The 21,909-nt window shown below is 69.6% G+C and carries 21 protein-coding genes; 10 read left to right on the forward strand and 11 right to left on the reverse strand.

The window, feature by feature from the left end:
* Window positions 1-6 precede the first annotated feature (6 nt).
* Window positions 7-711, reverse strand: a complete 705-nt coding sequence (gene pdxH / locus EXU32_RS13005) for a pyridoxamine 5'-phosphate oxidase (RefSeq protein ID WP_130630284.1) — start codon at window positions 709-711, stop codon at window positions 7-9.
* A gap of 93 nt (window positions 712-804) precedes the next feature.
* On the opposite strand from pdxH, the gene EXU32_RS13010 reads away from it, so the two are divergent.
* Entirely contained in the window at window positions 805-2,814 is a 2,010-nt protein-coding gene (locus EXU32_RS13010) for an acyltransferase family protein (RefSeq protein WP_130630285.1), read from the forward strand.
* Window positions 2,815-2,817: 3 nt separating this feature from the next.
* Here EXU32_RS13010 and EXU32_RS13015 read toward each other — a convergent pair whose 3' ends face one another.
* Window positions 2,818-4,788: an acyltransferase family protein gene (locus tag EXU32_RS13015; RefSeq protein ID WP_130630286.1), complete on the reverse strand. Its 1,971-nt coding sequence runs from the start codon at window positions 4,786-4,788 to the stop codon at window positions 2,818-2,820.
* A gap of 131 nt (window positions 4,789-4,919) precedes the next feature.
* On the opposite strand from EXU32_RS13015, the gene EXU32_RS13020 reads away from it, so the two are divergent.
* The 3 genes from EXU32_RS13020 to serC are packed head-to-tail and all read left to right on the forward strand — an operon-like array spanning window position 4,920 to window position 7,998.
* Window positions 4,920-6,026, forward strand: coding sequence for a citrate synthase 2 (locus tag EXU32_RS13020; protein WP_055997124.1), 1,107 nt, complete (start codon window positions 4,920-4,922; stop codon window positions 6,024-6,026).
* A gap of 26 nt (window positions 6,027-6,052) precedes the next feature.
* Complete coding sequence (locus tag EXU32_RS13025; protein ID WP_130630287.1) at window positions 6,053-6,880, forward strand: LppX_LprAFG lipoprotein; 828 nt, start codon at window positions 6,053-6,055, stop codon at window positions 6,878-6,880.
* A complete protein-coding gene (gene serC, locus EXU32_RS13030) occupies window positions 6,880-7,998 on the forward strand; it encodes a phosphoserine transaminase (RefSeq protein WP_130630288.1) in 1,119 nt (372 codons plus the stop codon). Before EXU32_RS13025 ends, serC begins: the two co-directional genes overlap by 1 nt.
* 93 nt (window positions 7,999-8,091) lie before the next feature.
* Here serC and EXU32_RS13035 read toward each other — a convergent pair whose 3' ends face one another.
* The 4 genes from EXU32_RS13035 to EXU32_RS13050 all read right to left on the reverse strand — a co-directional run bounded on the left by EXU32_RS13035 (window position 8,092) and on the right by EXU32_RS13050 (window position 13,071).
* Window positions 8,092-9,375 carry an MFS transporter gene (locus EXU32_RS13035; protein WP_130630289.1) on the reverse strand — a complete coding sequence of 428 codons (1,284 nt, stop codon included), beginning with the start codon at window positions 9,373-9,375 and terminating at the stop codon, window positions 8,092-8,094.
* Window positions 9,372-9,815 carry a MarR family winged helix-turn-helix transcriptional regulator gene (locus EXU32_RS13040; RefSeq protein ID WP_235499478.1) on the reverse strand — a complete coding sequence of 148 codons (444 nt, stop codon included), beginning with the start codon at window positions 9,813-9,815 and terminating at the stop codon, window positions 9,372-9,374. Before EXU32_RS13040 ends, EXU32_RS13035 begins: the two co-directional genes overlap by 4 nt.
* A gap of 142 nt (window positions 9,816-9,957) precedes the next feature.
* Window positions 9,958-11,262 carry an ISL3 family transposase gene (locus tag EXU32_RS13045; RefSeq protein ID WP_130628169.1) on the reverse strand — a complete coding sequence of 435 codons (1,305 nt, stop codon included), beginning with the start codon at window positions 11,260-11,262 and terminating at the stop codon, window positions 9,958-9,960.
* A gap of 321 nt (window positions 11,263-11,583) precedes the next feature.
* Window positions 11,584-13,071, reverse strand: a complete 1,488-nt coding sequence (locus EXU32_RS13050; protein WP_130630290.1) for an NCS2 family permease — start codon at window positions 13,069-13,071, stop codon at window positions 11,584-11,586.
* Window positions 13,072-13,319: 248 nt separating this feature from the next.
* Between EXU32_RS13050 and EXU32_RS17210 the strand changes: the two genes are divergently transcribed.
* On the forward strand, window positions 13,320-13,631 hold the full coding sequence (locus tag EXU32_RS17210; protein WP_165399673.1) for a hypothetical protein: 312 nt from the start codon (window positions 13,320-13,322) through the stop codon (window positions 13,629-13,631).
* 27 nt (window positions 13,632-13,658) lie between these two features.
* On the opposite strand, the gene EXU32_RS13065 is transcribed toward EXU32_RS17210, so the two are convergent.
* The 3 genes from EXU32_RS13065 to EXU32_RS13075 are packed head-to-tail and all read right to left on the reverse strand — an operon-like array spanning window position 13,659 to window position 16,431.
* Window positions 13,659-14,585: a quinone oxidoreductase family protein gene (locus EXU32_RS13065; protein ID WP_130630293.1), complete on the reverse strand. Its 927-nt coding sequence runs from the start codon at window positions 14,583-14,585 to the stop codon at window positions 13,659-13,661.
* 2 nt (window positions 14,586-14,587) lie between these two features.
* Entirely contained in the window at window positions 14,588-15,217 is a 630-nt protein-coding gene (locus EXU32_RS13070; RefSeq protein WP_130630294.1) for a carboxymuconolactone decarboxylase family protein, read from the reverse strand.
* Window positions 15,214-16,431 (reverse strand): CaiB/BaiF CoA transferase family protein, encoded by a 1,218-nt coding sequence (locus tag EXU32_RS13075; RefSeq protein WP_130630295.1) that lies wholly within the window; start codon window positions 16,429-16,431, stop codon window positions 15,214-15,216. The genes EXU32_RS13070 and EXU32_RS13075 overlap by 4 nt, the downstream gene beginning before the upstream one ends.
* Window positions 16,432-16,542: 111 nt before the next feature.
* Between EXU32_RS13075 and EXU32_RS17355 the strand changes: the two genes are divergently transcribed.
* The 5 genes from EXU32_RS17355 to EXU32_RS13095 are packed head-to-tail and all read left to right on the forward strand — an operon-like array spanning window position 16,543 to window position 20,138.
* Entirely contained in the window at window positions 16,543-16,980 is a 438-nt protein-coding gene (locus tag EXU32_RS17355; protein WP_207233797.1) for a Zn-ribbon domain-containing OB-fold protein, read from the forward strand.
* Entirely contained in the window at window positions 16,977-18,158 is a 1,182-nt protein-coding gene (locus EXU32_RS13080) for a thiolase C-terminal domain-containing protein (RefSeq protein WP_207233798.1), read from the forward strand. The genes EXU32_RS17355 and EXU32_RS13080 overlap by 4 nt, the downstream gene beginning before the upstream one ends.
* A gap of 48 nt (window positions 18,159-18,206) precedes the next feature.
* Complete coding sequence (locus EXU32_RS13085; RefSeq protein WP_068424730.1) at window positions 18,207-18,629, forward strand: VOC family protein; 423 nt, start codon at window positions 18,207-18,209, stop codon at window positions 18,627-18,629.
* 4 nt (window positions 18,630-18,633) lie between these two features.
* Window positions 18,634-19,635: an amidohydrolase family protein gene (locus EXU32_RS13090; protein WP_130630296.1), complete on the forward strand. Its 1,002-nt coding sequence runs from the start codon at window positions 18,634-18,636 to the stop codon at window positions 19,633-19,635.
* Window positions 19,635-20,138 carry a DoxX family protein gene (locus EXU32_RS13095; protein ID WP_130630297.1) on the forward strand — a complete coding sequence of 168 codons (504 nt, stop codon included), beginning with the start codon at window positions 19,635-19,637 and terminating at the stop codon, window positions 20,136-20,138. The genes EXU32_RS13090 and EXU32_RS13095 overlap by 1 nt, the downstream gene beginning before the upstream one ends.
* Before the next feature lie 31 nt (window positions 20,139-20,169).
* Here EXU32_RS13095 and EXU32_RS13100 read toward each other — a convergent pair whose 3' ends face one another.
* Together EXU32_RS13100 and EXU32_RS13105 are read right to left on the reverse strand one after the other, a co-directional pair.
* Window positions 20,170-20,937, reverse strand: coding sequence for an SDR family NAD(P)-dependent oxidoreductase (locus tag EXU32_RS13100; protein ID WP_130630298.1), 768 nt, complete (start codon window positions 20,935-20,937; stop codon window positions 20,170-20,172).
* Window positions 20,921-21,907, reverse strand: coding sequence for an NADPH:quinone oxidoreductase family protein (locus EXU32_RS13105; protein WP_130630299.1), 987 nt, complete (start codon window positions 21,905-21,907; stop codon window positions 20,921-20,923). Before EXU32_RS13105 ends, EXU32_RS13100 begins: the two co-directional genes overlap by 17 nt.
* Window positions 21,908-21,909 lie beyond the last annotated feature (2 nt).

Consider the following 21,909-nt stretch of genomic DNA (forward strand, 5'->3'; position numbering starts at 1 on the left):
CCCGTGTCAGGGCTGCAGTCGCTCGACCTTCCAGGCGGCGGGGTCGTCCAGGCCGCCGTCCGCGACGCGCGTCCAGCGGAAGCGGTCGTGCAGGCGGTTGCTGCGGCCGGCCCAGGCCTCGACCTCATCGCACGCGATGCGCCAACCACCGAAGTCATCGGGGCGAGGCACGTCCTGGCCCTCGTAGCGGGCCTCGACCTCGGCCCATGCCTGCTCCAGCGGCGCACGGCCCTCGACGGGCTGCGACTGGCGCGAGACCCAGGCGCTCAGCTGTGAGCCTCGCGGGCGGTCGGCGAAGTAGGTGTCGAGCTGCGCGTCATCGATGCGCTCGGCCCGGCCGCGGAATCGGATCGCGCGAAACATCGCCGGCCAGGTCAGCGTGGCCGCGACGAAGGGAGTGGCCTCCAGCTGGCGGCTCTTGGCCGACTCGAGGCTGGTGACGAAGCCCGGCCCGACCGGGTCGAGGAATCGCATGAGCACCGTGCGGACATCGGGCCGGCCCTGCGCGTCGACGGTCGCGACCGCGAAGGACATCGGCTCGGGCACGTCGCCACGCTCGACCTGCCGGGCTCGTGCGGTGTCGACCCACGACGAGATCAGGCCGAAGGGAGCGCCCGGCACCTCCCCTTCGTCCAACCCCTCCCCGGCGTAGTCCACGTGGTCCGGTCGCGGGGGCGTGCGGGGGATGATCCCGTCCGGCGAAGCGCTCATGGCGCCAGACTACGGCCGTCGCCCCACCACCCCGGACTGGCCGGTAGCCTGCCCGGGACCATCATTCCGGCCCGCCCCTTCCTGGAGTTTCGCATGCGCCCTGCCGCTCCGCGGCACGACCGCCGCCAGCGCACCTCGTGGCGCGATCTCGTCAGCACGGACCTGGATCAGATGGGCACCTCCTACCGGCCGGCCATCGATGGCTACCGCGGGCTTTTCATCATCTTGGTCATGCTTTACCACTTCGGGGTCACCGAACTGGCCGGCGGCTGGGTGGGGATCAACCATTTCTTCACCTTTTCCGGCTTCCTCATCGGCGGGATCCTCATCAAGGAGTGGCAGCGCCGCGGCCGCATCGACGCCGTCCGCTTCTACCTACGCCGAGCTCGGCGGATCGTGCCTGCGATGGTGCTGCTCGTCACCGCCGTCCTCGCCCACACCTTGCTCGTCGACTCCGGCGATCGCCCGCAGACGGCTGGTGACGCGTTCGCCACCATCACCTTCTGGCAGAACTGGCGCCTGGTCTCCCGCGATGACCAATACTTCGACCTCCTCGTCGAGCCCAGCCCCCTGCGGCACGTGTGGACCCTCGGGGTCGAGGAGCAGTTCTACCTCCTCGCCCCCTTCGTCGTGGCGGCCGTCCTGCTCGTGCGCCGGCGGTGGGCACGCACAGTGATCGCCCTCGGGCTGGCCGTCGCATCTGCGGTCTGGACCGCGCACCTCGCCGGGGCGGGAGCCACCGGATCACGCCTCTACTACGGCACCGACGTCCGCGCACAGGCGATCCTCGTCGGCCTGGCCGTCGCGATGCTCATGACGCCGGACCGACGCGGGCGAGCCCCTCGACTGAGCCGATCCGTCGCCGAGGTGATCGGCTGGGGCGGCACCCTGCTGTCGATTTCGGCCTTTTTCCTGCTCGACGAGACCGGCCGCTGGATCTTCGAGCGCGGGGGGATGGTGATCTTCGCTGTGATGGCCGCGTGCATGAGCGCCTCTGCGCTGGACCCCCGACCGCTGCGGATCAACCGCCTCATGGGCTGGTCACCCCTGGTCCACCTCGGCCAGATCTCCTACGGGCTCTACCTCTTCCACTGGCCGATCACGATCTGGCTGCCCATGGACGGCCTACCCATGGCCCTGGCGATCGTCATCAAGCTCGTCCTGGCGTGGATCTGCGCGGTCCTGTCCTATCGGTTCGTCGAGTTGCCCGTGATGATCGGTGGCTTCCGTGCCCTTGTCCCGCGCAGTCTGGGTCGCGGGTTGCGGCAATGGGCCGCACCGACCGTCATCGCAGCGCTGGCCGCGGTCTCGCTCGCGTTGAGCACGGTCTGGTCACCGCTCATCAATGGGGACTGGGATGGCACGCCGCTGAGCGCCACCGCCGAGTACCGCCCGCCTGCGGGTGATCTCAAAGTTGCCGTCGTCGGCAGCTCGATCGCCCAGTCGATGCGCGACGGGTTCCGGGGTCGCGAGTATCCGGGGCTGGACGTCAGTGGCCACACGCGCCGAGGCTCCTGCAACCCGGTGCCGATCACCTTCAGGTACATGGGAGGAGGCGAGGTCGAGGAGGACCCGACGTGCGCCAGTTGGCGCTCGCAGTGGCCCGGTGAGGTACGCGGGTCGGGAGCACAGATCGTGCTCTCCCCCATCGAGACCGCTTTGACCCAGCCGATGGTCATCGACGGCCGCACCTTCGAGCCGGGCGCTCCAGAACACGACCGGCAGGTCCGGCGCGCCCTGGACGCGCTGCTCGCGCAGACCGAGGATGCCGGGGCCCGTCAGCTGCAGATCGTCAACGCCACGTGCCACGACGACCCAGCCACCGTCCGTGACGGAGCGGAGCTGGGCGCCGTCAAGATCGACCCCACCTCCACCAACCAGGTGGTCAGCCGCTGGGCGAAGGGGGTCCAGGACGAAGGCGGTCCGGTCTCGGTCGCTGTCCTCGACCTCAACGGGGTGCTGTGCGCCAACGGCTACCGGGCGAACATCAACGGCGCCGAGGTCTATGTCGACCGGGTGCACTTCGCCCGGCAGGGGGCCCAGCTCGTGTGGACCTGGCTGGCGCCCGAGATCGTCACCGCTTGGAACTTCCGGGACGCGTGATCCTCACCGCTTCGCGTAGTTGGCGCTGACCTCACCGAGGACGTAGCTCCAGATCATCGGGGTCGCCTCGGGCGAGAAGTGCAGGTAGTCGTTGAAGACCTGGATGCCGTCGATCTTCTCTTGGTAGCCGTCGGAGCAGAGGGCGCCGTGGAGGTCGACGACCGCGACGTCGTCGTGGGACGCAGCCCAGTCATCGACGATCGCATTGATCTTCGTCGGGTCCTTGTACTCCTTGACGATCTTGGGGTTGGAGTCGAAGACGAAGCGGAATTCCTCGGGGAGCGTCTCCTTGACCGGCTTGCGGCAGGGCACGTTGACGATCTGGACCTGCTGCGCGCCGGCGTCGACCGCCTCCTTGCGCACCGTGTCGAGGCGCTCGTCGATGAGGTGGACGTACTCCGGGTCATCCAGCCACAGCCGCTCGCCGCCGACGACGTGCGGCACGGCGAGCAGCGGTGAGGCCCACACGAGGAGCACCTGGTCGTCGTTCTGCGTGAACTTCGCCGGCCAGTCCTTCTTCATCTGCGTGCACAGCGGCTCGTTGCCCATCTGGAACCCTGGGGCCCAGCTCATCGGCTCGGCGAGCAGGTCGCAACCCTCACGGGAGTAGTTCTTCAGCGTCACGCCGGGGAAGGGGGCCGACTGGAAGCGGTCGACGAGGAAGAAGGGGACGGAGTCGCCGTAGACGCCCACCCGCGCCGGCTCACCCGAGACGTACTCCTCCTGCCCCTTGACGATCATGGGGGGCGGGCCGGCCGGGGCGGCAATCGCTGTGTCGCCGGGCGCCGGGGAGGTGGGAGCGCTGTGCGCGATGGCCAGGCCGCAGCCGGCGAGGAGCACGACGGGCACGACGACCGCGACCGCGCGGGTGCGCAGCGTCGGGAAGAGGCCGCGGACCCCCTTCTTGATCACCGGGCGCTCGATGTACTGGTACGACAGGTGCGCGATCCCGACCGTCAGCACGGAGCAGATGACGAAATTTGCGATCCCGTTGTCGACGAGACGTCGGTTGCCGAAGGCCAGCCAGATCGGCCAGTGCCACAGGTAGAGCCCGTAGGACAGCCGTCCTGCATAGGCCAGCGGGCGCCACCCGAAGATCGTCTGCACCCAGCTCGGGCGCTCATCGGCGCAGGCGAGGACGAGCAGGGCCGCTCCCAACGCGAAGAAGAGCATCCCGCCGAGGTTGAACATCCATGCCGAGTAGGGGCCGACGACGAAGAAGGCACCGATGCTGGTGACGACCCCGACGACACCGGCACCCAGGACGACGGGTCGGGGGAAGGTCGGGACCGCGCCGCTGCGGCCCGGCGCGAGCCAGACCCCGAGGGCCGCGCCGACGAAGAGCGCCTGAGCGCGGGCGTCCGTGCCGTAGTACACCCGCGGGTAGTCGCTCGCGTCGTGGAATCCGAGCACCGCGGTCCACACCGCGCTGAGCACGGCGCCGATCACGAGCACGAGGGTGATGGCCCGGCGGGAGCGGACCAGGGCCATCAGGGCGAGGATGACGAAGGGGACGAGGACGTAGAACTGCTCCTCGATCGCGAGCGTCCACGCATGACGAAGGGGGGTGGCCCCACCCAGGGTGCCGAAGTACTGGTCGCCCTCCGAGATCAGCCGCCAGTTCATGACATAGCCCAAGGTGGCCATGACGTCCCCGCCGATCTTGCGACGGACCGTGTCGTCGGCCCACAGCACGGCGTAGACGATGACGAAACCCAGGACGAGGAAGAGGGCGGGCAGGAGTCGCCGCGCGCGGCGCGTGTAGAAGGCGATGGCGTCGATGCCGCCGCTGGTGATCTTCTCCTCCACGAGCAGCCGGGTGATGAGGAAGGCGGACAGGACGAAGAAGAGGTTGATGCCGACCCAGGCTCCGGTGAGCCACGTGACCCCGAAGTGGAAGGCCATGAAGCAGAGCATGAAAAGGCCCCGGACCCCGTCGAGCGCAGGGCTGTACCCGAGGCGTGAACGTGCCACCGCTGCTCCTCGTGTGTCGTGGGTCGTCTGCCGCCGGAGCGGCTTCGGGCATGCTACCGGCCAGTCCTTGAAGCGAAGAGTGCAGAATGTGCACAGAGCAACAGACGGCTGAGCAGGAAGGCACACCAGATATGTCCGACACGGATGTCAAGCACGGCCTCGAGGGCGTCGTCGCCTTCGAGTCCCAGATCGCCGAGCCCGACAAGGCTGGTGGCAACCTGCGGTACCGAGGGGTCGACATCAACGACCTCGTCGGCAAGGTCACCTTCGGTGACGTGTGGGGCCTGCTCGTCGACGACTCCTTCGACCCGGGTCTCCCGCCGGCCGAGCCCTTCCCCCTCCCCGTGCACAGCGGCGACATCCGCGTCGACGTGCAGTCCGCGCTGGCCCAGCTGGCACCGCTGTGGGGCTTCAAGCCGCTGCTCGACATCGATGACACCCAAGTCCGTGAGGACCTCGCCCGCTCGTCGGTCATGGCGCTGTCCTTCATCGCCCAGTCCGCGCACGGCCAGAACACCGCGATGGTCCCCCAGGCGCGCGTCGACGAGGGCAAGAGCATCGTCGAGCGCTTCATGATCCGCTGGCGCGGCGAGCCCGACCCCAAGCACGTCGAGGCCATCAACGCCTACTTCATCTCCGCTGCCGAGCACGGGATGAACGCCTCGACCTTCACCGCACGGGTCATCGCCTCCACCGGCGCCGACGCGGCCGCCTGCCTCTCCGGGGCCGTCGGTGCGATGTCCGGACCGCTGCACGGTGGCGCCCCGTCCCGCGCCCAGCACATGATCGAGGGTGTCGAGCGCACCGGCGACGCGACCAAGTACGTCAAGGACGCGCTCGACAACAAGGAGCGCCTCATGGGCTTCGGTCACCGCGTCTACCGGGCCTACGACCCGCGCGCGGCCGTCCTGCGCGAGACCTGCCAGCGCCTGGGCGCCCCCCGCTACGAGGTGGCCCTCGAGCTGGAGAAGGCGGCCATCGCCGAGCTCGCGGACCGCTACCCGGACCGCAAGATGGAGACCAATGTCGACTACTGGGCCGCGGTCCTGCTCGACTTCGCCGATGTCCCCGGCGAGATGATGACCCCGCTCTTCGTCTGTGCCCGCACGGCCGGTTGGTCGGCCCACGTGCTCGAGCAGAAGCGCACCGGTCGCCTCATCCGCCCGAGCAGCAACTACACCGGCCCGGGACCGCGCCCGATCAGCGACGTGGCCGGCTACGACACGCTCCCCGCCTGATCGGCTTCCGGGGACGAGGGGACACCATGCGCAGGATCTCGATGACGCTTGCCGCCTCGGCGGTTCTTGCCCTCGCCGCGTGCGGGGGGGACGGTGGTCCGGGCCCGACCGCGGGCACCGGCAGCACCTCCACGCAGGCGCCGACCACGACGTCGAGCAGTGCCCCGACAACCACGTCGAAGACGGCGAAGAAGACATCGTCCTCGTCGTCCTCGTCGAAGCCCACCGACACGGGCACGCCCTTCGACCCCAAGGAGTTCACCAGCAAGATCGAAAGGGCCATCCATCGGAACCCGACGGTCACGATCGACGTGAAGATGGGCGCCCAAGGGCAGCCCGGCATCACTGCCACCGGTGTGCAGGACCTGAAGAACGAAGCCCTCGAGATGGAGCTCGACCTCAACGGTCAAAAGTTCACGTATCGGCTCGTCGACGGGACGTACTACTTGGCCCAGCCCCCCAAATGGGTCGCCATCACCAAGGGCTCGACCAATCCACTGGTTAAGCAGGCACTGGAACAGACGTCGGCACTGAGCATGCGCAAGCAGCTCGATGCCTTCGTTGCTGGCGTCGAGTCAGCGGGCGACAAGGGCAGCGAAAAGGTCGAGGGTGTGACCACGACGCACTACACCGCCACTGTGCGCACCGCCGATGTGCGCAAGGAGCTCGGGCTGGATCCCGACCCCAACGCTCCTGCGAGGTTGATCTACGACGTGTGGCTCGACGAGGACGATCTCGTCCGCAAGATGTCCTTCACCCAGAACGGCGCCAACGCCACGCTCATCGCCAAGGGCTGGGGCGAGCCGGTGTCGATCGTCAAGCCCAAGGACTCCGAGCTGGCCAAGGTCCAGTGATGACCGACCTCACCATCCCCGATCACCTGAGTCCCAGGGACGGACGCTTCGGGTCCGGCCCCTCGCGGGTCCGCCCGGAGCAGGTCGCCCACCTCACCTCGATCGCGGGCACGGTGCTCGGCACCTCCCACCGGCAGGCGCCGGTCCGCTCGATCGTCGGCAGCCTCCGCGAGGGCCTCGGCGACCTCTTCTCGCTGCCGGACGGCTACGAGGTCGTCCTCGGCAACGGCGGGTCGACGGCCTTCTGGGACATCGCGGCGCTGGGCCTGGTCCGTGAGCGCGCCCAGCACCTCGTCTTCGGCGAGTTCTCGAGCAAGTTCGCCGCGGTCACGCGCAAGGCCCCCTTCCTCGCCGACCCCGATGTGCGCTCGGCGGAGCCGGGCGGGCTGGCCTCCCCCGGGGCCGTCGCGGGCGTCGACGCCTATGCCTGGCCGCACAACGAGACCTCCACGGGCGTCATGGCACCCGTGCAGCGCCCCGAGGGCATCGATGACGGCGCCCTCGTCCTCGTCGACGCCACGTCCGGCGCAGGCGGGCTGCCCGTCGACATCACGCAGACGGACACCTACTACTTCGCCCCGCAAAAATCCTTCGCCTCCGACGGTGGCATCTGGTTCGCCGTCATGAGCCCCGCGGCGATCGCTCGCGCCGAGGAGATCGCCGCCACCGACCGGTGGATCCCCGACTTCCTCTCCCTGACCGCGGCGATCGACAACTCACGCAAGGACCAGACCCTCAACACCCCCGCCGTCGCCACGCTCGCCCTCATGGACGAGCAGGTGCGGTGGATGAACGCGTCGGGAGGCCTCCCCTTCGCCGCGGGTCGCACTGCGGACTCCTCCTCGCGGATCCACGACTGGGCGACGAAGGGGGAGCACACGAGCCTCTTCGTGGCCGACCCGGCAGCCCGCTCTCAGGTCGTCACGACCGTCGACTTCGCCGACGAGGTGGATGCCGCCGCCATCGCGGCGACGTTGCGGCACAACGGGATCGTCGACGTCGAGCCCTATCGCAAGCTGGGTCGCAACCAGCTGCGGATCGCGACCTTCCCGGCGGTCGACCCCGACGACGTCTCGGCGCTGCTGGCCTGCATCGACTTCGTGCTCGAGCGCGCCTGACCCGGGAGGGTCTGACCTAGAAGGCCGCGGCGATCGCCACGAGGACGAGTGAGGCGAGGACCAGCCAGGTCATGATCCGGCGGAAGCGCGGGGTCACCGGGCGGCCTCGGGCATGTCTTGGGTGGGCGTTGACAGGACGCGCACGCGGGGGCGGCGCTGGCTCGAGTAGGTCACCTCGACATTCTCGTGCCGTCCGAGCCAGAAGGACACCACGACGAGCGTGATCCCTACCGCGATCGCCCCGACACCGAGCGTCCAACGAGCACCCAGCACGTCGCCGATCCAGCCGATGACCGGCGCACCGAGGGGCGTCCCGCCGAAGAAGATCGCCATGTACAGGGCCATGACCCGCCCGCGCATCATCGGCTCGGTGCGCATCTGGACCATGGCATTGGCGGTGGTCATCGCGGTGAGCGAGGTCATGCCGCACGCGATGAGCGCGATGGCGAAGGTCGTGTAGGTCGGCGCCAGCGACGCGGCCGTGGTGGCGAGGGTGAAGCCGACGAGCGCCATCAGCAGCACGCGCAGCCGGGGCTCGTTGCGGCGGGCAGCCATGAGCGCCGCAGCCAGTGACCCGATGGCCATGATCGACCCGAGCAGGCCGTACTCCTCCGCGCCCTTGTGGAAGGTCTGGGTCGCCATCAGTGCGATCGTCAGCTGGAAGTTCATCCCGAAGGTGCCGAGGACGAAGATCAGGACGAGGACGAGCACGATGTCCGGCCTCCCTCGCACATAGCGCAGGCCCTCCAGAGCCGTCCCGCGACCGGTCACCCTGGGCGCCGGAGTCATCTCGCTCGTCCGCAGGCACAGCAGCGCGATGATCACCGAGACGAAGGTCAGCGAGTTGACGACCAGCGCCTGGCCGGAGCCGATACCGGCGATGACCAGGCCGGCCACACCCGGTCCGATGAGACGGCCGAGGTTGAAGGAGGCGCTGTTGAGCGCGACCGCATTGCTCAACCGGTGGCGCGGCACCATCTCGGACACGAAGGTCTGGCGGGCCGGGTTGTCGAAGGCCGCCGCGATACCGGTGATGAGCGCCAGCACGTAGAAGTGCCACAGCTGGGCCGTGCCGGTCAGGACGAGGACACCGCCGACGAGAGCGGTGAGCCCGAGCGTGGCCTGGGTGACGAGCAGCAGGAGCCGCTTGGGGAACCGATCGGCGACAGCACCGGTCCAGGGGGCGAGCAGGAGCATCGGCAGGAACTGCAGGCCGGTGACGATGCCGAGCGCTGAGGCCGAGTGGTCGGTGAGCTCGGTGAGGACGACCCAGTCCTGCGCGACGCGACCCATCCAGGTGCCGACATTGGAGACGATCGCACCCATCGCGTAGATGCGGTAGTTGCGGATCGAGAGGGAGGCGAAGGTCGAGCTCATCGGGCGGCGATCCTGCCCAGGATCTCGCTCGCGGCCACGAGGACCGCCTGCTCCTCGCTCGTCAGCTCGCTGACGCGTTCGGACATCCAGCGGCCGCGCTGGCGACGGACCGTCATGAGGAAGTCGCGGCCCGCAGCGGTCAGCTCGACGAGGATGCGCCGCCCGTCATCCGGGTCGTCATGGCGCTCGACGAGACCGTCGTCGACCAGGCAGCCGACGGTGCGGGTCATGCTCGGCGCCGACACCTTTTCGATGTCGGCGAGCGCCCGTGGGGTGAGGGGTCCGTCCTCGAGTCGGGAGAGCACCGAGAACTGGTGCGGGGCGATCTCGTCCGTGCTCTCGAAGCGCACCCTGCGACTGATCCGCATGCACGCCAGTCGCAGGTCCTCGCTCACCGAGCTGATCGCCTTGGGTCCCAGTCTCGCCGCGGTCTCGGTCACGGATCTCCCTTCGTCAGGTACAACAAGTTAGCACAACTCATTACTCTTGCTAACTATTCCGCATCTCCTTAAGGTCGTACGCACCTCTTGCGCATCTCCTTAAGGTCGTGCGCACCTCTTGCGCATCTCCTTAAGGGGCTCTTCACAACTGAGGGTGTAGTTGGGGTCTGAAGCCGCCGGATTCTAGGAGGGATCTGGCGATGTAGTGGGTCAGGTTGCGAAAGCCCAGGGCCAGGCCGCGTAGGTGTTCCAGGCGTCCGTTGATGGCTTCGGTGGGTCCGTTGGATGAGCCGGGGTGGTCGAAGTAGGCCAGGACGTCCTCAGCGCGGTGGTGCAGGGTCTTGCCGAGCTTGCGTAGTTCGATCTGTTCGGGGGGCTGGGAGTTGAGGTGATCGATCAGATCGGCCATCCTCTGGCGTCCTCGAGCAGGCTTCTCGTCGCGGTAGGCGTTGATCATCTCTTGGTAGGCGCGCCAGGCCTGCGCGAGCTGGGCGTGGGCGGGATCGGCCAGCACGGGCGTGATGCGTTCGCTCTGGCGCTGGGTGCGCAACTGGTCGCCGACGAACAGTGCCCTGCGCACGCGGTACAACGGGTCGCCCTTGCGGCTGCGGCGCCCACACGTCTCTCGTTGCACCCGCTGTCGGCACCGGTTCATCGCCTCACCGGCCTGGGCGACGACGTGGAAGGGGTCCATGACCGTGACCGCGGTGGGGACCATTTTCGTGGCGGCAGCCTTGAATCCTGTGAACCCGTCCATCGCGACGACCTCGATGCCCTCACGCCAGGCTTGGGGCCGTTGGGCCAGCCACGCAGCGAAGACCTCCCCGGAACGCCCTTCGACCATGTCCAGCAACCGGGCCGTGCCGCCGTCCTGACGAGTAGGGGTCAGGTCGATGATCACGGTGACGTACTTGTCCCCGCGGTGGGTGTGGCGCCACACATGCTCATCGACACCCAGGACCTTCACCCCCTCGAAGCGGGCCGGGTCATCGATCAGCACCCGTCGCCCTTCGGCCAGGACCGCGTCGTTGGCGGTGTTCCACGCCACGCCCAAGCCCTCGGCGACCCGGGACATCGACAGGTGCTGGCACACGATCGCGCTCAACGCCCACGCCAGCCCCCCACGAGAGAGCTTGGCTCGAGGCTCAGCCGCCCGGGAGGTGTCCTGACGCCACACATGACCACAGTCGGTGCACGTGTAGCGGCGCACCCGCACCCGAAGGGTCGTGGGGCGCTGACCGAAGGGGGCATGCGCCAAGGAGCGCACCACGCTGCCGCGTGGCCGGCCCTGACAGCCACAGCGGTGGCACCAGTCATCCGGCTCGACCACCCGGCAGGCCAGCACCGCCTGCCCGGCCTCGAGGCACTGGCCAGTGACCTCCAGTCCGAGCTGGTCCAAGCGGGCGAACGTGGTCAGATCCGGGGCAGTGAAGGTAGCGTCAGACATGTCGAGGTCTTCCTGATGGGTTGTGTGAGAACTTCCATCATGTGAAGGCCTCGACGCCTACCCCGCCACCGCCACGCCGCCCGGGGCCACAAACCCAGTTACACCCTCATCTGTGAAGAGCCCCTTAAGGTCGTGCGCACCTCTTGCGCATCTCCTTAAGGTCGTGCGCACCTGGGGCCGCATCTCCTTAAGGTCGTACGCACCCCAGCCGCATCTCCTTGAGGTCGTGCGCACCTCTTGCGCATCTCCTTAAGGTCGTGCGGACACAGCAGCGCCCCCGCAGGATCGCTGCGGGGGCGCTGTGGGGCGAAGGGGGTGGGCTCAGCTGACGCCGAGCACTCCCTTGATCGGGTCGATCCCGAAGTACAGGACGAAGAGCAGGGCGACGAGCCACATCAGCGGGTGGATGACGCCGATCTTGCCGCGCACCACCTTGATGAAGACATAGGTGACGAAGCCGGCGCCGATGCCCGCGGTGATCGAGTAGGTGAAGGGCATCAGGATGATCGTGAGGAAGGCCGGGATGGCGATCTCCAGGTCGTCCCAGTCGATCTCCTTGACCTGCTGCATCATCAGGAAGCCGACGAGCACGAGGGCCGGCGTGGCGGCCTCGTAGGGGACGACCGCGACGAGCGGCGAGAGGAAGGTCGCGAACAGGAAGAGGACACCGGTGACGACCGAGGCCAGACCCGTGCGTGCCCCCTCGCCGACACCCGAGGCGGACTCGATGTAGCTGGTGTTGGAGCTGACCGATGCGGCGCCACCGGCGGCTGCGGCGAGCGAGTCGACGATGAGGATCCTCTGCGAGTTGGGCGGGTTGCCCTCCTCGTCGAGCAGGTCACCCTCGGCACCGACGGCGACCATCGTGCCCATGGTGTCGAAGAAGTCGGCGAGCAGGATCGTGAAGACGAGCAGCGACGCGGAGACGATGCCGATCTTGTCGAAAGAGCCCAGCAGGTTGAAGTCACCCAGCAGACCGAAGTCGGGGGTCGCCACGACGGCGTCCGGGAGGCTCGGGACATTCAGGCCCCACCCGGTCGGGTTGACCATCTCGCCCTTCTCGTTGGTCTGCGACCCGATGCTGAAGACGGCCTCGACGACCATCGCGAGGATCGTCGTGCCGAGGATGCCGTAGAGGATCGCGCCCTTCACCCCGCGCACGTAGAGGGTGATGATGATGAAGAGGCCGATGACGAAGACGAGCAGCGGCCAGCCGGCGAGGAAGCCACCGACACCGAGCTCGCCGAGGGGACCGCCCGCGGCCTTGCGCACGAAGCCGGCGTCGACGAGGCCGACGACGGTGATGAAGAGACCGATGCCGACGCTGATCGCCGTCTTCAGCTGGGCGGGTACGGCATGCAGGACGGCCTTGCGGAACCCGGTCAGGACGAGCAGGAGGATGATCAGACCCTCCATGACGACCAGGCCCATGGCGTCGGCCCAGGTCATCTCCGGCAGTTTCGCGATGCCGAAGGCGACGAAGGCGTTGAGCCCCAGTCCGGCGGCCAGCGCCAGCGGGTAGTTGGCGACCACGCCCATGAGCAGCGTCATGACGCCGGCGACGAGCGCCGTGCACGCAGCCACCATGGGCAGGTTGGGTCCGTCGCCGCCACCGAGGAATCCCCCGGTGGAGTCGGCCTGGGTGCCGATGATCAGGGGGTTCAGGACGACGATGTACGCCATCGTGAAGAAGGTGGCGAAACCACCGCGGACCTCACGGCCGACGGTCGAACCACGCTCGGCGATCTTGAAGTACCGCTCGATCGCGGAACCCTCCGTCGAGGGCGGTGCTGCAGCAGGGGTGCTCATGGCCGCACATCGTATTCTCGAGCGTCAGGGCCGTGCACACCCCGTCCGTCGCAGGCGGGGTCGACGTCCGACGATCCGGGGTCGCAGGCCCTGCACGGAGCGGTCCCGCAGCGCGCCGATCCACACTCCCGCCCCGTAGGCGAGGTCCTCCAGACGTCGCCCCAGGAGACGGGTGAGCGGGCGACTTCCGCGCGATCCTCGACGCGCTCCCCTCGTCGCTGCCGCTCTGGCAGCGGGTGCACCAGGGGGTGCTGGCCTTCCACACCTACCCGGCCGAGGTCCTCCCCGCCCATCGCCAGCGCCTCGAGCTGATCCTGCACACCCCCGCGCTGCAGGCCCACTCAACGCTCCGCTACGCGCAGTGGCGCCGGGTGATCGCCGACCACGTGGCGACGGCTCGAGGCGTGGACCCGACGGCGCTGGAGCCACTCCTGATCGGCCGGGTCAGCCTCGCGCTGGCGGTCACGGCCTATGACCAGTGGCTCGACCATCCCGACTCCGACCTGCTGGCGCTGCTCGACGCCAGCCTCGTCACCTTGCGAGCCCACCTCGACGGCTGACCCCTGCCGTCGAGGGATGCGTCCGGCTCAGCGTATGTCGACGATGACCTTGCCGTGGGGGCTCGCCACCTGGGCCTGCCAAGCGGTCGCAGCGTCCTCGAGCGCATAGTGCGTGGTCGGCATCGACAGGTCGACCTCGGTCGACAGCTGGAGCAGGCGGCGCCAGATCTGCTCGCGCTCGGCGGGTGGCCGCTGACCAGTGCCGATGGTTGTCAGGGTGCGGAAGAGCAGCGCACCCGGCCCGAGTGTGACCTGGCGGCCGGCGAGGGTGCCGGCGTTGACGATGCGCGCGCCCCAGCGGGTGGCGGCGATCGCCGCCTCCAGGGGCGCCCCGTAAACGAGGTCGAGCACGGCGTCGAAACCGTCGCCGCCACTCGCGTCGCGCAGCCGCGCGGCATCGTCCTCACCCGTCAGGGTGACGACCTCGTCGGCGATGCCGGCCGACTTGAGGTCGGCCAGCGCATCCGCATCCCGAGCGGCCGCCACGACCCGGCCCGCGCCGAAGTGGCGGGCCAGCGGGAGCGCGATGCGACCGAGCGCACCCGTGCCGCCGACAACGAGCACGCGGTCCCCCGCCTCGATCCTGGTCGCTTCGAGGGGCAGCAGTGCACCGGTCCCGGCGATGGCCATGGTGATCGCGGTCGCATCGTCGACACCGTCCGGCACCTCCCAGACCTCGGGCACGGGCACGACGGTGCGCTCGGCCAACGCGCCGAAGGGGAGGACCGAGCGCTCGCCGAAGTAGACCCGGCGTCCGTCCTGGTCGCGCCCCACCCCTTCTCCCCGCACGACGCAGGGGAAGTCGACGGACTCGCGATAGGCACCGACGACGTCCCAGCCGCCGAGCCCGGCGGTGTCGACGTCGATGAGGACGGCACCCGCCTGCTCCGAGGGCTCCTCGTGGTCGACGACCACAGGGGTGCCGCCGCGCTCTTGCAGGACTGCTGCTCGCATGTTCATTTCTCCTGGTCCGGGGCCCCGGTGCCGGGGCGTGGTGGAAGGGGGGCAACGCGGGCGTGGTAGCCCTCGGGTGGGATGTGCAGGGTCTCGACGACGCGCGCCACGTGCAGGTACCAGCTGAGCGTCAGGACGACCTCGACGAGGGCCTCGGGGTCCAGGTGCTCGGCCGCGGCCTGCCAGGTCGCCTCTGCCACCTGCCCCTGACCGGCGAGATCGTCGGTCAGGGCAAGCACCGCTTGCGTCGCGGGCGGGTAGTCCGCCCGGTGCGCGGACCACTCGGTGATGTGGGCCACCTGCTGCTCGCTGGCCCCCTCGACGATGGCGAGGTGGACATGGCTGCACCACACGTACTCGCTCTGGGCGAGGTAGGCGCAGCGCAGGATCGCGAGCTCGCGCAGCGCCCTGTCGCTGTGCGCCTGTGCCCGGAGCGCCCAGGCCGCGTCGATCCACCCCTGCAGCTGGGCGGGCGCGTTGCCGAGCGCCTGGTAGAGGGTCGGGACCCGACCCGCGGTCGCCGTGACCTTGTCGTAGATGGTCCGCAGCAGCGCGTCCCCGTCGGCGTCGGCCCGCAGGGGGACGCGCGGCGAGGGGGCGGTGGGGTCCTTCGGGGGCACGGACCGGCTCATGTGATCACCCCTCGCTCCTTGAGGCCGACGAGGTCGTCCCAGTCGTAGCCGTGGTCGAGCAGGATCTCCTCGGTGTGCTGACCGTGCTCCGGCGCGCCGGTCGGCTGGGCGGGCTGCTCGTCGAACTGCACCGGGTTGGCCACGAGGGCCAAGGACCTGCCGCTCGTCGTCTCGACGACCGGCAGGTAGCCGTTGGCGGCGACCATCGGGTCGTCATGGACCTCGAGAGGGGTCTGGAGCGGCGACCAGACCCCTTCGATGGCAGCGAGCGCATCGCGCCACTCGTCGAGCGTCCGGCCGAGGAAGACCGCCTTGAGCGCCTGCGTGCAGTCCGCCGAGTTGCGCTCTCTCGCAGCGTGATCGATGAACCGCGGGTCGTCGGCGAGCTCGGGGCACCCCATCGCGTCGACGAGCTCGGCCCAGTAGCGGTCCGACTGAAGCATGGTGAGGTTGAGGTGGCGACCGTCCCGGGTGGGGTACATACCGACCGTCGGGTTGATCATCGCCTCGGGGTCGTAGCGGTGCACCCCTTCCTCGGGGAAGAGCGGCGCCGACGCGATGTCGACCGACAGGTTCCACATCGCGAGGTTGAGCAACGAGACGTCGACGACGCTGGGCTCCCCCGTGCGTTCGCGGTGGAAGAGCGCCGCGGCCAGGCCACCGGCGATCGTCAGGCCGCCCATCACGTCGCCGAAGGCCGAGCGCATCCGCACGGGGTAGGACGCGTCGGGCGGGGTGACGGCGTAACCGATGCCGCCGCGCGCCCAGTAGGACGAGCTGTCGAAGCCGCCCTTGTGCGCCTCCGGGCCGCGCTGCCCGGCGCCGCTGCCCCGGGCGTAGATCACCGTGGGGTTGTGCGCCCGGATGTCGTCGACGTCGATGCCCAGGCGGGCCCGGGCATCCGGCAGGAAGTTCGTCAGGAAGACGTCGGCGTCCTCGCAGAGCCGGTAGAGGATCGAGCGCCCCTCGTCCGTGCCGAGGTCGAGACCGATGGAGCGCTTGCCCCGGTTGGGCACCTCCATCATGTAGTTCGCCCCGCCGGCCTGCTGTGGGAGGAACCTGGAGTTGACCAACCCTCGCTGCGCATCGCCGGTGACCGGGTGCTCGACCTTGATGACATCGGCGCCCCACTCCGCCAGGGCCGCTCCTGCCGAGGGGACGAAGGTCCACATCGCCACCTCGATGACCCGGACCCCGTCGAGAACGTTGCCCATCTGCCTCCTCGCCTGCCCGGGTGAGCCTGCTCACCCCTGGGGCCGCGCGACGCGACCATGTCGACACTGTGCCAGATAAAACACTATTCGTCACTAGTGTATCTTCGGAGCATGACGGTGCCAGCGCTCGAACCTCCCCTTCCGCGGCTCACGCCCGAGACCGAGTTCTTCTGGACCTCCGGCGCGGACGGCCGGCTGCGCATCCAGCGGTGCGCAGAGACCGGGCGCTGGTTCCACCCACCACGGCCCGACTGCCCTCCCTACGGCACCTGCACCCCGGTCCCCACGCCGGTGTCGGGACTCGGCACGGTCTACAGCCACACGATCAACCGCCAGCCCTTCCTCCCCGCGATCACGCCGCCCTATGTCATCGCGATCGTCGAGCTCGACGAGCAGGAGGGGTTGCAGCTGATGACCCGAATCGTCGGCTGCGACCCCGAGTCGGTGCACATCGGCCAGCGGGTGCAGGTGACCTTCGAGCAGCACGGCGAGATCCACCTCCCCTTCTTCGAGCCCCTCACCACGACCGACGAGAAGGCACCAGCATGAGCCGCGACCACTTCGAGCACGACGCCGCCATCACCGGGATCGGCCGCTCCGACACCGGCCGACGGCTCGGGCGCTCCGGCCTCGACCTCACCGTCCAGGCCGCTCGAGCCGCAGTCGCCGACGCCGGGCTCACCATGGCCGACATCGACGGAGTCGTCGCGTGGCCCGGCGAGTACCCGGCCGCGCCCGGCTTCAACGGGCCCAGCCCCTGGCGGGTGAAGGGGGCGCTCGACCTCGACCTGAAGTGGCACCTCGCGTGCCAGGAGGGCCCGGCCCAGCTGACACCGATCATGGCGGCGGCAATGGCCGTGTCCGCCGGTGTCGCACGGCACATCCTCGTCTACCGCACCACGGAGGAGTCGACCGCCCAGGGCGCGGGCGGGCGCGTCCTCACCAACGGCGCCGACCAGGGCGGGGTCACCGGCTCGTTGCAGTGGCAGCGCCCCTTCGGGGCGGTCTCGGCAGCCAACTGGCTCGCCATGAACTACCAACGCTACGTCCACGAGACGGGGGCCCGCCGCGACCAGGTGGGCTGGCTGTCCGTGAGCCAGCGCCGCTATGCCGCCGACAACCCCGACGCCGTCTTCACCGAGCCGATCACCATCGACGACTACCTCGCGGCGCGGATGATCAGCGAACCCTTCTGCTTGCTCGACTGCGATGTCCCGACCGACGGCAGCATCGCGGCGGTCGTCTCTGCCGCCGAGACCGCCGGCGACGCCCCCAAGGTCGTCCGGATCGAGGCCATCGGTTCGGCCATGCGCAACGACCCGGGCTGGGACCAGTGGCGGCACCCGCACGACATGGCCGCTGCCGACGCCGCCAGGCACCTGTGGAGCCGGACCGACCTGCGCCCCGCCGACGTCGACACGGCGCAGCTCTACGACGGCTTCACCTTCCTGACGATCATGTGGCTCGAGTCGCTGGGTTTCTGCGGCTACGGCGAGGCTCCCGCCTTCGTCGAAGGGGGCGACAACATCTCGCTGACGGGCACGCTCCCGCTCAACACCAGCGGCGGTCAGCTGTCCGCCGGTCGTCTCCACGGGTGGGGCCACTTCTACGAGGCCTGCCTCCAGCTGCGCGGCGAGGCCGGCGCGCGGCAGGTCCAGGGCGCCGAGGTCGCGCTGGCGGCGGCGGGCGGAGGCCCGCACGGCGGCGCGCTCCTGCTCACCCGATAACGCGCACTCCCCTCCCTTCCACCTCCGCCCACACCCCGAGGAGACCCGATGGCACTCGACGGACTCGAGCTGCACCACCACGCGATTCGTATCGTGCCCGGCAGGGAGGAGGCGACCCGCAACTTCTTCGGTGACGTCCTCGGGCTCCACCCCGACCCCGGCGCACGCGAGGTGCCCGGCATCCCCCTCCTCTGGATGGACGTCGGTCAGTCGCAGGTCCACCTCTTCGCACTCGAAGGGGTGTCGGAGCACGCCCGCACCCCCGATCGCGACCCCTTCACGCCTCACGTCGCCTTCGGCGTACCGGACATCACCGCGGCGCGCGCCGAGCTCGACCGCCTCGAGGCCGTGTACTGGCGGATCGGGCGCGACGAGCAGCTGCAGATCTTCCTCCACGACCCGAGCGGCAACATGATCGAGCTGCACCAGGCCGGGACCTGCCGGTGCAAGGCGGACGAGCGCGGCGCCTGACCGCATGGACCACGTGGACCGCTCGATCATCGACGTGCACGCGCACGTCTCCCTGCCGGACTACTCATCGCTGCTGCGCGCGGCCGGTCTCGACCTGCCCGGCTACGGGCAGGCGGGGCCCCCGGCGTCGACCCCGAGCGAGCCCCCGTGTCCCGCCCCCTCCGGCGCAGACCCCAGCAGCATCGAGCGCCGTCTCGAGCACATGGACCGGGCCGGTGTCGCGCGCCAGGTCCTCTCGCCGACCGTCGGTCCGTACGCAGCCGACCAGGACTCGGCCCGGCGTGCTGCCCGGCTGGTCAACACCACCCACGCCGCGCTGGTCGCCGCGCACCCGGATCGATTCTCCTTCTTCGCCGCCCTGCCGCTCCCCCACGTCGATGCCGCGCTCGACGAGGTCGAGCACGCGCTCGACACCCTCGGCGCGGTCGGCGTGATCATCCACTGCTCGGTGGGTGGACGCTCGGTCGCCGACCCGGCCTTCGAGCCGGTCCTCGCCGAGCTCGACCGGCGGGTCGGCGTGCTCTTCCTCCACCCCAGCGTCAACGGGCTCCGCTCGCCCTTGGTCACGGACTGGGGGCTGGCGCCCACCGCGGGGACGGTCTTCGAGGACACCGTCGCAGCGCTGCACCTCATGACGGCGCGCGTGCCCGAGCGCTTCCCCGGCATCGACATCATCGTCCCCCACCTCGGTGGGGCGCTGCCGATGCTGCTCGACCGGCTCGACAACCAGCTGCCGATGAGTGTGTCCGGGCTGACCGAGCGGCCCAGCGAGACGGCGCGCCGCTTCTGGTACGACACGGTGTCCCACGGTTCGTCTACGGCCTTGGGCGCCGCCGCCGAGGCCTTCGGGGCTGATCGGCTGCTGGCCGGCAGCGACTACCCCGTGATGCTCCACTTCACCACCTACGCGCAGACCATGGCGTACCACGCCGACAGCGGCCTCGCCCCTGACGCGCTCACCCGCATCCTGCGGACCAACGCCCGACAACTCTTCGGAGGACTGTGATGGATCTCGACCTCGGCCTGCTCGTCGTGCGACTCGCGCTCGGCCCGATGCTCATCGTCCACGGCTGGAACAAGGTCTTCGGCGGCGGGGGGCTGGACGGGACGACGGGCTGGTTCCGCGCCCTCGGCCTCCGCTTCCCCGCGGTCCAGGCGCGAGTCGCTGCGGCCACGGAGATGGGCGCCGGTGTGCTCATGACGCTCGGTCTCCTCACCGGGCTCTCGTCGACCGCGTTCGTGGGCCTGATGGCCGTCGCCGCGCTCACCGACCACCGCGGCAAGGGGTACTTCGTCTTCAAGGGCGGGTGGGAGTACACGCTGCTGGTCGCCATGGTGGCGATCGGCCTCGCCGCCACGGGCCCGGGCGCCTGGTCGCTCGATGACGCCCTGGGTCTGGACGTCGCCGGCCCGGTCTGGGCTGTCGTCTCGCTCGTCGGCGGGATCGCCGCGGCCGGCCTGCTCATGGCGGTGTGCTACCGACCCGCGGTCAAGGACGCCGCGATCTGACGTTTCGGTCCCTGCGCACCGGGACGCGTCGCTACATCAGGCCCAGCGGGTAGCCCCCCGACACCTTGATGGTCTCCCCGGTGATGAACGATGCGGCCGGGCTGCACAGGTAGCGGACCGCGGCGACGACGTCATCCTGCTCCCCCAGGCGGTGCACGAGCTGCAGGTTCGAGACGAAGTCCTCGACCATCGCCGTGGGCAGCTCAGCGAGCGCGCTCTCGGTTCCCATGAGGCCGGGCGCCACCGCGTTCACCCGGATCTTGTCGGCTGCCAGATCATTCGCCAACGCCACCGTCACCCCGCGCACCGCCAGCTTGGACACCCCGTAGGGGGTCTTCGACAGGTAGCCCGCGATCGACGAGATGTTGACGACACAGCCCCCGCCGGCGGCCCGCATCGCCTCGCGAGCCGCCAAGGTCGTGACCACGAGGCCGACGACATTGACGTCGAGGAGCCGCCTCAGCTCGTCCACGCCCAGCTCGGCGAAGGGTCGGTTGTAGCGCACGAGGTGCAGGCCGGCATTGTTGACCAAGATGTCGAGGGACCCGAAGGTGTCCACCGTCCGGGCCACCGCGGCGGACATGCCGACCTCGTCCGTGACGTCGGCCTCGATCGCGAGAGCTCGGGCACCCTGCGCGCGCAACCCGGCGGCGGTCTCCTCGGCAGCCGCGCCATCGAGGTCCACCAGGACAACGGCCACGCCGTCGGCGGCGAACGACGCGGCGAAGGCGGCCCCGAAACCTCTCGCTCCACCGGTGATGAGGGCGACCTGCCCAGTGTGCTCACTGTGCTCGGACATCGATGACGACCTTTCCTGCGATGGTGCGGTCCTGGAGCTGGTGGAGTCCGGTCACGACCTGGCGAAGGGGGTGCACCGCGGCGACGCGCGGATGCACCCGCTCCTCGAGCAACAGCTGGAGCACCTCGCGACGATGCCCCCGGGCGACCTCGGTCAGGTGCTCGAGGATGGTGCGGTTCTCGAACCCGACGACCCACACGCCCTTGAGCAGCACGAGGTTGAGCGGGATCTTCGGGATCTCGCCGGAGGCGAACCCGACGACGACATAACGACCGCCCCACCGCATCGCCCGCAGGGACGGCTCGGCCAGGTCGCCCCCCACCGGGTCGATGATGACGTCGGCGCCCCCACCGGTGGCGTCCTTCACCGCCTGCTTCACGTCGCTCGTCGAGTAGTCGACGAGCACGTCGGCGCCCGACTGTCGGCAGACCTCCAGCCGGTCGTGGCCGCGTGCCACGGCCACGGTGCGCGCGCCGAGCGCGCCCGCGATGTCCACTGCCGCGAGCCCGACGCCACCGGCTGCCCCGAGGACCGTGACCCACTCCCCCCGCGCCACCCGACCGAAGGTCCGCAGGGCGTGGTAGGCCGTCGTGTAGGTGACGCCGAAAGCCGCGAGGGTCCGCAGGTCCAGGTCGTGGCCGGTCGGCACCGGCGTGACCCGCCAGGCGTCGATGACGACCTCCTCGGCCAGAGCACCGTGGGTCGCCAGGCCGAAGACCGTGTCACCGGGCGCGACCTCGCTCACCCCGTCGGCGACCTCGAGGACCGTCCCCGAGAACTCGCAGCCGGGCACGTAGGGAGGGTCGACCTTGGCCTGGTACCGCCCAGCCATGATCAGCAGATCCGGGAAGTTCAGTGCCGCGTGGGAGACAGCGACCCGCACCGTGCCCGGACGCAGCGATGGCCGCTCGACCTCCCGGATCACGACGGCCTCGGGGCCTCCCAGCTGCGTCACGACAGCCGCGCGCACGT

It is taken from the genome of Janibacter limosus (genome assembly GCF_004295485.1).
Lineage (GTDB): Bacteria > Actinomycetota > Actinomycetes > Actinomycetales > Dermatophilaceae > Janibacter > Janibacter limosus_A.

Coding starts and splice junctions, on each gene's coding strand:
- pdxH (WP_130630284.1), bottom strand. CDS start 711: ATGAGCGCTTCGCCGGACGGGATCATCCCCCGCACGCCCCCGCGACCG.
- EXU32_RS13010 (WP_130630285.1), top strand. CDS start 805: ATGCGCCCTGCCGCTCCGCGGCACGACCGCCGCCAGCGCACCTCGTGG.
- EXU32_RS13020 (WP_055997124.1), top strand. CDS start 4,920: ATGTCCGACACGGATGTCAAGCACGGCCTCGAGGGCGTCGTCGCCTTC.
- EXU32_RS13025 (WP_130630287.1), top strand. CDS start 6,053: ATGCGCAGGATCTCGATGACGCTTGCCGCCTCGGCGGTTCTTGCCCTC.
- serC (WP_130630288.1), top strand. CDS start 6,880: ATGACCGACCTCACCATCCCCGATCACCTGAGTCCCAGGGACGGACGC.
- EXU32_RS13035 (WP_130630289.1), bottom strand. CDS start 9,375: ATGAGCTCGACCTTCGCCTCCCTCTCGATCCGCAACTACCGCATCTAC.
- EXU32_RS13045 (WP_130628169.1), bottom strand. CDS start 11,262: ATGTCTGACGCTACCTTCACTGCCCCGGATCTGACCACGTTCGCCCGC.
- EXU32_RS13050 (WP_130630290.1), bottom strand. CDS start 13,071: ATGAGCACCCCTGCTGCAGCACCGCCCTCGACGGAGGGTTCCGCGATC.
- EXU32_RS13065 (WP_130630293.1), bottom strand. CDS start 14,585: ATGCGAGCAGCAGTCCTGCAAGAGCGCGGCGGCACCCCTGTGGTCGTC.
- EXU32_RS13070 (WP_130630294.1), bottom strand. CDS start 15,217: ATGAGCCGGTCCGTGCCCCCGAAGGACCCCACCGCCCCCTCGCCGCGC.
- EXU32_RS13075 (WP_130630295.1), bottom strand. CDS start 16,431: ATGGGCAACGTTCTCGACGGGGTCCGGGTCATCGAGGTGGCGATGTGG.
- EXU32_RS17355 (WP_207233797.1), top strand. CDS start 16,543: ATGACGGTGCCAGCGCTCGAACCTCCCCTTCCGCGGCTCACGCCCGAG.
- EXU32_RS13080 (WP_207233798.1), top strand. CDS start 16,977: ATGAGCCGCGACCACTTCGAGCACGACGCCGCCATCACCGGGATCGGC.
- EXU32_RS13085 (WP_068424730.1), top strand. CDS start 18,207: ATGGCACTCGACGGACTCGAGCTGCACCACCACGCGATTCGTATCGTG.
- EXU32_RS13090 (WP_130630296.1), top strand. CDS start 18,634: ATGGACCACGTGGACCGCTCGATCATCGACGTGCACGCGCACGTCTCC.
- EXU32_RS13095 (WP_130630297.1), top strand. CDS start 19,635: ATGGATCTCGACCTCGGCCTGCTCGTCGTGCGACTCGCGCTCGGCCCG.
- EXU32_RS13100 (WP_130630298.1), bottom strand. CDS start 20,937: ATGTCCGAGCACAGTGAGCACACTGGGCAGGTCGCCCTCATCACCGGT.